The 1,606-nt window shown below is 45.8% G+C and carries 2 protein-coding genes; both read right to left on the reverse strand.

Translation table 11 applies throughout. The features are described 5' to 3' along the window. Positions 1–437: 437 nt before the first annotated feature. On the reverse strand, positions 438–1,244 hold the full coding sequence (locus FE811_RS26770; protein ID WP_140849542.1) for an SDR family oxidoreductase: 807 nt from the start codon (positions 1,242–1,244) through the stop codon (positions 438–440). Between the two features lie 17 nt (positions 1,245–1,261). Beyond that, the coding region (locus FE811_RS26775) for a putative quinol monooxygenase (protein ID WP_140849545.1) at positions 1,262–1,606 on the reverse strand (345 nt) is incomplete at its 5' end.

A 1,606-nucleotide genomic window follows, 5' to 3' on the forward strand; every position in this document is an offset into this window, starting at 1 on the left:
TCAGCGCCTTACTTGGGAAATGTGGGCCCAGAATTGAGCATCATCTAGTTCGCTAGTGCTGATCGATACGATTCCACACTCATAGATTCGATATGCATCTTCAACATCAGACACGTTTTGAACGCTCCAGAAAGTGGTCAATTGGTTCTCAAAATGGCATCATAACTGCACGCTTCCGAAGGCATGGTCAGGTAATTTTTATGCACACTTGCCAGAACTTGAATACTCTTTAACGATTATTACGTCAACTTGTGAGTTCTCTAGAATACAAGCGTTTTTCCTTAACCCTGAACTCACCAATATGCTCGCACATCGTCCCCAAATTTTCCATTGCACGTTAGTAGAGGACGCAATATCTAAGCCTTGTGCACGGAGTGGCCGAAATTGTCGCGCCACTTCCGTGTCCAAAGGAGATCGGGCCGCAATATTGCAACCGATCAGACAGTTTGCTCCCAAACGCCTTTTTGATATTTTTTCCCCTCTTCCACAAAACTTTCAGGGTATACGTTGCGGAATTTATGATGATCCTGAGGAATAAGTTCCACCATATACCTTACCATATCATTCGGATCCAGTTGAAACCCATCTTCGGAGAATAGACCCCGAACTATATTGATAGATTCTTCGGGAGTAAAGTTGCTGTCAGGCTTATACCATGTGTTCATGCTCTCGATCATACGATCGTTGAAGCCGGTTTGGAATGGTCCTGGGTTGATCGTCGCAACCTGTACGTTCAACGTTTCCATTTCTGCACGCATTATCTGAGTAATTGCTTCAAGAGCATGTTTAGATGCGACGTATGGCGCGAGAAACGGGAACGTTGAATAACCGACAATTGAGGAAACAAACATCAGCTTTCCTCTCCGGCGCTTCGCAAAAGTTTTTGCAAATAATTGAGCTAGCTCAAGCGTTCCAAATACGTTTACGTCGAAGACACGCCGTATTAAGTCGACGGGAACTTCAGCGACAGGACCCGTCTGTCCAATCGCCGCATTGCTTACCAATATGTCTGTATCCTCTCCGTATAGTCTATGTGATTCTTCGCGATCGTGGGCATCTAGGATATTGAGTTTGCGTACCTCAAGGTTTACCTTTTTTTCATAAGACTCAGCAAGCAATGCGGTGAGTTGTTCCTCAGACTCGACGGTTGCAATTACTCTGTGGCCTGCTTTGGCTAAGCCAAAGGCTGCGCCTCGACCGATACCGGATCCAGCGCCGGTGATCAAAATAGTTTTGAAGTTCATTTTGCTTCTCGTTTCCTTCAAATCACCTTGTATCCTTTGAATATTTGGGGCTCAGCGCCAAGAATTCCGTCAAATTTTCCGAGGGCGGTTTTCAGGTGTTCGGTCTCCCAATGAGCCGCTTCCGACGTTGCGTCACGCCATTCTTCGCGCGCGAGAATCACATTCGAATTATTGCTATCTTGCACAAATCCGTATTCAATTGACCCTGCCTCTTTGCGTGTTTCAATGGTAAGGTCTCTGAGAATTGATAGTAAGTCATCCACTTTTCCATCAGCCGCGGTTAGGACTGCTGTCACAAAGATCTTTTCAGCCATAAATCTTATTCCTTCTGATTTAGCCGACATTCCCCAAGTGGCCTGCCG

Origin of the sequence: Paracoccus sp. FO-3 (genome assembly GCF_006386455.1) — a bacterium.
Lineage (GTDB): Bacteria > Pseudomonadota > Alphaproteobacteria > Rhodobacterales > Rhodobacteraceae > Paracoccus > Paracoccus versutus.

Bases quoted from the DNA above. Each gene is read 5' to 3' on its own strand.
- FE811_RS26770 (WP_140849542.1), bottom strand. From the start codon at position 1,244: ATGAACTTCAAAACTATTTTGATCACCGGCGCTGGATCCGGTATCGGT.